This window comes from Zunongwangia atlantica 22II14-10F7, from assembly GCF_002094855.1.
In the GTDB taxonomy this organism is placed as follows: Bacteria; Bacteroidota; Bacteroidia; order Flavobacteriales; family Flavobacteriaceae; genus Zunongwangia; species Zunongwangia atlantica.
Genome location: NZ_ARYN01000022.1, coordinates 44166 through 52589 on the forward strand (window position 1 = coordinate 44166; position 8424 = coordinate 52589).

9 protein-coding genes are annotated in these 8424 nt (G+C 36.7%); 8 read left to right on the forward strand and 1 reads right to left on the reverse strand.

What is annotated here, in order from left to right; all coding sequences use genetic code 11:
• The first annotated feature begins 8 nt into the window (after window positions 1-8).
• The 5 genes from IIF7_RS18580 to IIF7_RS18600 all read left to right on the forward strand — a co-directional run bounded on the left by IIF7_RS18580 (window position 9) and on the right by IIF7_RS18600 (window position 5149).
• Entirely contained in the window at window positions 9-1943 is a 1935-nt protein-coding gene (locus IIF7_RS18580) for a glycoside hydrolase family 97 protein (RefSeq protein ID WP_245801677.1), read from the forward strand.
• A 7-nt stretch (window positions 1944-1950) separates the two neighbouring features.
• Window positions 1951-3312, forward strand: coding sequence for a glycoside hydrolase family 43 protein (locus IIF7_RS18585; protein ID WP_084843185.1), 1362 nt, complete (start codon window positions 1951-1953; stop codon window positions 3310-3312).
• 362 nt (window positions 3313-3674) lie between these two features.
• Complete coding sequence (locus IIF7_RS18590; protein ID WP_084843186.1) at window positions 3675-4400, forward strand: PAS domain-containing protein; 726 nt, start codon at window positions 3675-3677, stop codon at window positions 4398-4400.
• A complete protein-coding gene (locus IIF7_RS18595; protein ID WP_084843187.1) occupies window positions 4369-4767 on the forward strand; it encodes an ATP-binding protein in 399 nt (132 codons plus the stop codon). Before IIF7_RS18590 ends, IIF7_RS18595 begins: the two co-directional genes overlap by 32 nt.
• Window positions 4760-5149 (forward strand): response regulator, encoded by a 390-nt coding sequence (locus tag IIF7_RS18600; RefSeq protein WP_084843188.1) that lies wholly within the window; start codon window positions 4760-4762, stop codon window positions 5147-5149. Before IIF7_RS18595 ends, IIF7_RS18600 begins: the two co-directional genes overlap by 8 nt.
• A 33-nt stretch (window positions 5150-5182) precedes the next feature.
• Here IIF7_RS18600 and IIF7_RS18605 read toward each other — a convergent pair whose 3' ends face one another.
• Complete coding sequence (locus tag IIF7_RS18605) at window positions 5183-5605, reverse strand: UPF0158 family protein (RefSeq protein ID WP_084843189.1); 423 nt, start codon at window positions 5603-5605, stop codon at window positions 5183-5185.
• Window positions 5606-6101: 496 nt separating this feature from the next.
• On the opposite strand from IIF7_RS18605, the gene IIF7_RS18610 reads away from it, so the two are divergent.
• The 3 genes from IIF7_RS18610 (at window position 6102) to IIF7_RS20910 (ending at window position 7197) form a co-directional block, all read left to right on the forward strand.
• Entirely contained in the window at window positions 6102-6437 is a 336-nt protein-coding gene (locus IIF7_RS18610) for a hypothetical protein (RefSeq protein ID WP_084843190.1), read from the forward strand.
• Window positions 6438-6578: 141 nt separating this feature from the next.
• Window positions 6579-7049, forward strand: coding sequence for a Fic family protein (locus tag IIF7_RS18615; protein ID WP_262508201.1), 471 nt, complete (start codon window positions 6579-6581; stop codon window positions 7047-7049).
• Between the two features lie 4 nt (window positions 7050-7053).
• Entirely contained in the window at window positions 7054-7197 is a 144-nt protein-coding gene (locus IIF7_RS20910) for a hypothetical protein (RefSeq protein ID WP_176219006.1), read from the forward strand.
• The last annotated feature ends 1227 nt before the right edge of the window (window positions 7198-8424 follow it).

The following is an 8424-nucleotide window of genomic DNA, read 5'->3' on the forward strand; positions in this document are numbered from 1 at the left end:
AGAATACTATGAAAATATTTAGCCTGATTTGGTGTATGTTTTTAACTACTTTGATGGTTGCTCAGGAAAAAGCATCAATCAACAGTCCAGACGGTAAACTGGAAGTTACGGTAGAGGTTGAAAACGGAAAACCATTTTACAGCGTGATTTACAATAAAAAGGCCATATTGGGAAAATCTCCACTTGGATTGGTGACTAACGAGGGCGATTTTACTTCAGAAATGAAATTGCTAAAGTCTTCTAACGGCACAACCAGTTCAGAATACAGCATGGAAAAAATAAAGCAATCTCAGGTTTCCTATAAGGCGAATACGCTTACAGTTTTTTTTGCAAATGCTAAAGAGCAGGAAATTGCTATATATTTTCAGGTAAGCAATAATGATATCGCCTTTAGGTATCAATTACCTAAATGGGGCGATACCCGGGCCTGTGTGGTGGAAAAAGAGTTAACAGGATATAATTTTCCGGCAGAGAGTACTTCGTTTTTGTCGCCAATGATGCAATCTATGGGAGGCTTTGCCAGAACGGCGCCTAGCTACGAAAGTGGCTATTCAGCCGATGCCCAGCTTGAAAGCAATACATCTGAAACTGGTTATGTTTTTCCAAGCCTTTTTAAGATTGGGGAAAATGGATGGGTTTTACTTTCAGAAACCGGTGTTAGCAGTCTTTATACGGCCTCGCATTTAAGCAGTTTTAAAGATGGAATTTACAGCGTAGCATATCCAGATCCTGCCCAAAATAACGGTTTTGGTAGTACGGGCGCTCAGATAGGCTTGCCGGGACATACACCCTGGAGAACCATTACGGTTGGGGAAACATTAAAACCTATTGTGGAGACGACCATTCCTTACGATGTGGTAGATCAGCTTTACGAACCTTCCCAGGATTATAAATATGGTAAGGGAAGCTGGAGCTGGATTGTTTGGCAGGATAACAGCATGAATTATGAGGATCAGATAAAATATATCGATCTGGCAGGGGCAATGGATTTTGAATATATTCTTATAGATGCCTGGTGGGACGAACGAATAGGTTACGAAAAAATGGAAGAACTTATTGATTATGCCGAATCTAAAGGTGTAGATGTTTTTCTGTGGTATAATTCTAACGGAGTTGCTAATGACGCTTTTATGACTCCACTAAACAAGATGAATACTTCCATAGCCCGAAAAAAGGAAATGAAATGGCTGAAGAAAGCGGGAGTTAAAGGACTAAAAGTCGACTTTTTTGGAGGGGACAAACAGGAAACCATGAAGCTTTATGAAAATATACTTTCAGATGCTAATGATTACGGATTAATGGTCATTTTTCATGGAGCGACCCTTCCCAGAGGATGGGAGAAAATGTATCCTAATTTTGTAGGAAGTGAGGCTGTTCTTGCTTCAGAAATGCTTATCTTTTCTCAGGATGTGAGAAACAAAGAGGCGTTCTATGCTTCTATGCATCCGTTTAGCAGAAATGCTGTTGCCAGTATGGAATTTGGCGGAATATTACTGAATAAATATCTTAATAAAGGAAATAAAGAAGGCCAGGAGCGATTAACTACCGATGCTTTTCAATTGGCGACGGGAGTTTTGTTTCAGAATCCTGTACAAATGTTTGCCTTAACTCCAAATAACCTGGAAGATGTTCCTGAATTCGAACTGGATTTTTTAAAAGAATTACCAACTACCTGGGATGAAACCGTTTTTATTGACGGCTACCCTGGAAAATTTGCAGTTTTGGCAAGACGGCACGACGAAACCTGGTATGTGGCTGGAGTGAATGCTGAAAAAAGCGTAAAAAAAATAAAACTGCAACTTCCTATGCTTGCAGGAAAAACCGTAAACTTATTTTCTGATGATAAGAAAAAAGAAAGTTTTTCTAAAGAAATAAAGATTCCTTCTAGCGGAAAGATTTCCGTAGAGATTCAGCCTAAAGGCGGATTCGTAATTAAAAATTAAGCAATTTATGAGACGTTCATTTAATGTATTGTTTCTGTTTAGCGTTTTTGGGATTTCATTTCTGGAAGCACAAAACCCTATTATACAAACTGCTTATACGGCCGATCCTGCCCCTATGGTTCACGATGGTAAAGTGTACCTCTATACCAGTCATGACGAGGATAATTCAACCTGGTTTACGATGGATGACTGGCGGCTGTATACCACAGAAGATATGGTAAACTGGACCGATCATGGTGCAGTTTTGGAATATAAAGATTTTGATTGGGCATTAAAAAATGCCTGGGCACCTGCTGCAATTGAGCGCCATGGTAAATTTTACCTGTACGTTCCCATCACCGATCGTAACAATCAAAATGGTATTGGAGTTGCTGTGGCCAACAGTCCGTATGGACCGTTTATCGATCCTCTTGGCAAGCCGCTGGTTTCTGAGAGTAATGCCGATATAGACCCTGCCGTTTTTATTGATGATGATGGGCAGGCTTATATGTTTTGGGGAAATCCTGTATGTTATTTTGTGAAGCTCAATGAAGATATGATCTCTACGGAAGGGGAAATCAAACAAATCCCACACAGCATTGAAGCTTTTGGAAAAAGGGAAGGCGAAAATGACGAGAGACGACCCACTACTTATGAAGAAGGTCCCTGGGTTTATAAAAACAATGATAGATATTATCTGTTTTTTGCGGCCGGACCAATCCCTGAACATATTGGATATTCTACCAGTAAAAGTATTAACGGCCCCTGGACATATCAGGGTAAATTAATGCCAACCGAAGGGGGGAGTTTTACCAATCATCCAGGAATTATAGATTATAAAGATAAAACTTATTTCTTTTATCACGACGCTGGTTTGCCCGGCGGAAGCGGATTTAACCGTTCGGTTTGTGTACAGGAATTAAAATTTAACGACGACGGGACCATTGAGCAGATGAATATGACCAGCGGAATTAAAGACGCTTTAAAAGAGATGAGTCCGTATCGCAAAACCGAAGCAGAAACCATTGCTTGGTCTGAAGGTTTTAAAGCGAAATCGAATGAAGTGGTCGGTAACTTTGTAACGGCAATGAAGGATGGGGCCTATATTCAGGTTAAAGCGGTTGATTTTGGGGACATTTCTCCGAGTTCCATTACCGCCCGTATTGGAAGTGTGCATAATAACAATGTTTCTATGGAGGTTCGGGCAGATGCTAAAGATGGCAAACTACTGGCGACCTTAAACGTTCCTATAACCGGTGGGGATGATCGTTGGAAACTGGTTAAAGCTGAAGTAGAAGAAATTACCGGTGTACATGATCTTTATTTTATAGTTAAAGGTAAAGCGACCACGCAGCTTATGTATTTTGATTACTGGATGTTTAAAAGGTGAAAAATACAGATATAGAAATTTTTATTTTAAATTAATAAGGGAAATCGAATTTAGGGGTTAACACCATAATATTTAGAATAGTACTACTAAAATTGATCGAAAAAATATAGGGAAATACTAAAAATATTCTTTCGATTGTGGAATAAAATTAGCAATTTGGGCTTCTAATTGGAGGTATTTCAGGTATTTATTTTTTAAAAGACTTTTCTTATTAACCTGAGATCCCTATACGAGGTAATATCTTTTTTCAAGATATACCTCCACTCGAGATAATTGGTCTTGAAAGTATAGGGTAAAGCCTACTAGATCGGTTTATGATAAAAAATAGGGGTTTTCGCGTGGTAGATATTTTTTATAATTAGATGAGTTTTTCACCTGATCTATATGAGAACTATGGAAAACAAAATTTTAGACAATCAGGCAGTTCTAATTTGGGGAAACTTACACAAGACCATGGCTATGGGATCATTCTTTTGAATTCCATGACCAATGAAATTTGGGCCAATGCCAGACTTGCTGATGTACTTGACTATAAAGAGGATATTCCTCCTGCTATCCTCAATAGGATCAATAAAACTCATCTGGAGAAAAAACATCAGGAGATTGAGATTTTATCAAAATCAGGAAGGTCCATTGCTTTTAAGGGATCCACTTTTCAGCAGGATACATTTCAAATCCTTGGATTACGGCAGAAAACAAAAAATACGGATCAAATTGATCAGAGAATACTTGCCATCCGAAGTCTCCTAACCAGGGCTAAACTTGCATTTTGGGAATGGAATATTCAAACCGGGGAGGTATACTTAAGTCCGTTTTGGGCTCAGGAGTTAGGATACCGCATGGAAGAATTGCAACCTTTTTCGGTATCAACCTGGAGTGAATTAGCACATCCTGATGATGCAAAAAAATGTGAACGTCTATTACAGGAACATTTTGATGGCCACAGCCTGATTTATGAAAGCGAAGCTCGAATGCGACACCGGAATGGAAAGTTAATCTGGGTATATGATCAGGGGAAAGTGGTTAGCTGGAAGGATGATCAACCAGAATGGATGAATGCATATCAAAGAAACAAAGATAAAAATTGAAAATAAAGTTGCTTCCGATGTTAAGGTCCTTGTAATTTCCGCATATTTAGAAAGTATTATATTTAACTTTGTAATTAATGCGATTAAATATCGCTCCCTAGATAGGGCACCAAAATTAAGCTTTCGATCGAAGTATATTGATAGTTTCGTGATGTTGGAAATCCAAGATAATGGTCTGGGAATAGATTTAGAAAAGTATGGTCACAAACTCTTTGGTATGTATAAAACCTTCTATAGGCATAAAGAAGCAAGAGGAATTGGATTATTTATCACCAAAAATCAAATTGAAGCCATGGGTGGAAAAATCGAAGTCGAGAGCACGCCAAACATAGGGACCACTTTTAAAATATTTTTGAAACATGCCTAAAACATTTCATACGTATATCATTGACGATGATCCCGTCTTTATTTTTGGGTTGAAGTTTCTTCTGAATATGGAAAATTTTGCGCAGCAAATCAAAACTTTCGCAAATGGAGAAGAAGCCATCGCAGAACTACAAAAAAATAAAAAATTGCCGGAAATTATTTTCTTAGATCTTAATATGCCGGTAATGGATGGTTGGGAGTTTCTTGATTGGTTTGTTCTTCAGGAAAAGCTGGCTCCAATCGCCATCTACGTGACCTCCTCCTCTATTGATCCCCGGGATTTAGATAGGGTCAAAAAATATGGGGCTAAAATTAGGGGATATCTTTATAAACCCTTACATAAGGAACAAATCGATAATATAAGAAAGGATGTAGAAGAATAACGTAAATTTTTAGATAATGTTTGCTGTATAGTGCTAGATCTTATGATCATCCAGTTGTAATTTGACCCAATCAATATTGCATTGGCTTTTAAAGTCAAACCATGACTCACGATAAGCTGATTGCTCCACTTGATGTTTAAAGTGTCGAAATGGTCCGGGTCTTCTCAAAGTTTCCTCTAAGGAAGATCTAAAATTCAAAGAATCTACTTTATTTGCTACAAAATCTTCCATTGCCTTAAAAGATTGGAAGGAACTCATTTGTTCTATATGAATATAATGCTCCTGATCCCCTGCGACCTTATCAATGATATCTTGCCAGGGGTTGGACTTACCATAAAATAAATCAATGTCTATTGGGTAATATTCTACTAAAGCTTGCTGAGTATGTAAAAAGCATATATGCCCGCAATCAATTAATTCCGCTATCTCTTTAATAATATTATCATTGTAGTTCATGCCAAAAAACTAAAATATTTTTTTCTATATCATAACAGGTTCTAACACTAAAATAAGTAAAATATAAATCGGATTAGCTACGACTTCAAGTTTGTTGGTCTTCTTAATCTTAAATTTCAATCTCCATGGATAGATAGTCTGAAAATCTTATACAGCCTTTACAGACTTATAGCTTTACTGTCGTAAGATGCATTAATATCAGTCTCAATAGTAAAATGGGTCATGTTCAATCAATTCTTGGATTGCCTATCCTTTTAATCGAAATCAAAGATACGATACAGCTGAATGGAAGGTGTTTGCCAAACGACATAACCAGCTAATGATCTAAAAAGCCATTTGATTTTTGTTTTAAAATATGAAGCCTTAGATCTATATCCTGAAGAAATTTTTTGAAACTCTAGGGAAAGAAATCCTACTTAGTATGTTGAAAGATGAACCTACAGAGCAATACACCAGAAGGTCATGGTTTCTAAATGAATGATTACTAGGCGATAAATTGAACGTCCCCGATCTTAAAAGAGGTACCGATGTCCCAATGGTAGATGAATCTTTGCAGTTCACCGTAAGAGCCACTAACTCTATACGACACCGGATCAAAAATAATTTGCCAGGAACACCTGACTATTGCCCGATGATTCGAAAAACGAAACTCGTTGTACAGTATATCAATAAGAACTTATCTGAAGCTATTGAAACGGGATTAGGGAAAAGAAATAAAGATTTAGTACGCAGAACTGCTGCATTCTTATTATTGAAAGATTCCAAAGCTTCTTTTGCCATTGAAGGCAAAACCCTCCGAATATGCGAGCTCGCAATTGGGATAGAGCTATAGGCTTATGTGGTAAAATACCTCTTAGTCTTGACGAACTTGAACGCTTGCAAGATATTGTGATAGGAAGCAAGAAGCTCCGTAATATGGCGATTCGAAAATGGGGAGCATGATAGAGAAACCTTTACGCCAATACCTGATCATATATCTGCCAGAGCAAATGACTTGCCTATCTTGATTAATGGCTTACTTCAAACGAATACAGTGTTACAGGATTCTTACTATGATCCTGTATTAGCAGCAGCATCTATAGCATTTGGTTTTGTTTTTATACATCCATTGGCTGATGGTAATGGTAGAATTCATCGTTATCTTATTCATCACATTCTGACCAGAATGGGATATACAAGAAGAGGTATAATTTTTCCAGTCTCATCTGCAATTTTAGAGCGTATCGATGAATATCAGGATGTTCTGGAAGATTTCTCTCTATCCAGAATAGGTTTGATTGAATGGAAAGAAACAACGGATCATAATTTAGAAATACTAAATGAAACAAGGGATCTATACCGGTATTTCGATCTTACCAAACAGGCTGAGTTTCTCTATAGCTTTGTTGGTGATACTATTGAAAAAATTATTCCTGAAGAACTGGATTACCTGGAAAAAATATGATCGCATGACACAGGCGATTAATGATCATATTAGCTTACCTAATCATGAAGTAGATTTACTTATTAAGTTATTGAATCAAAATCAGGGAAAGCTTTCAAAAAATAAACGAGAAAAGCATTTTAAAGGATTAAAAATAACTGAAATATAATGGATTGTGAGTGCATGTCAAGAAATCTTTATGGATAGTTAACGATTCGATATAGTATTTTAGTAATCTCTTTTTGTTTAACGGTATGAATTATTATTAATCTTAAATCCTACCCAGTAATTTCTATAGAAATGCGAAAATAGATTAAGCGTTTAATGCAATTTTGATGACTATAATAGCTCAACTCGATTTATATTAAACGTTTTTTTTGCTACATTTTACAATTACTAAAATTTTAATATCCAGTCATTTATTTTTGAAATTACAATAGAGCCCAGCTTATTTGAGGTGCCCACAGCAGCATGTTCTGTAAGATTGACTGAGCGATCACCTTTGCCTGACTCCTAATAGGAAAGGCCGATAAAACTGCAAAGGATTCATTCTCCATTTTATTCTTATAAAAGATCTTCGCTTTTAGAGTAAATCTCTTCCCTTGATATTCCTCAACTTTTAGGATCTGGTATACTTCAGAAATTTGTGCATAAGCATTAATGCAGCCATAAAGTAGGTGATAGGTTTCTTTAAAAATGAGTCTATAATTTAAATTTTTCGATGAATGATTTTGCTTTGAACTTTTAATGACATAGTTAGCACATAGTTCATAGTGGGATAAGAAAGCCTACAAGTCGCTTCTTAAGTATATAACTGACTATAATATAACAAGAGTCGGGTAAATTCGGAAGAACGCTATTAGCTATAATTATGCAAAATGCAATACAAATTTGATGCCCAATAAGCCTTATTCCTGAAAGATTTTATCTTAAAATGCATTCCTAAATTTTAAAGTATTGGTTTATAGGTAATAGGATACTCATCTTTTCATTTAGTTTCCCTTCCGGCTATTGTGCTGTTTCTTCCTAATCGGTTTTTAATTCACTTCAATTGCACCTTAGCCTTCTTTTTTTGGATTGCAAAACACCAATATTTTGGAGTTGAACCGGACTGCATAAGCCGCTCCCTGCGCTCGCTTTTATAAGTCCTAATCAATCCAAAATATTGAATCGTGTAAGCATCAAAAAAGATAACAGCTATACGGCACTATGGGAAGTAAATCAAAACAGTTCAATATGAAATCAACAGCGACATATCTATTCGGAAGGAAAACTAAAAAATCAAAAAAAGGCTTGCCTGCCGCGGCAGGAAAAACGCTTCCGGATATAATAAGTAAATCATTTTTTCAAACTAGTTCAATGTATGTGTAACTGTCTGCCTCCGGGTAGACCTCTA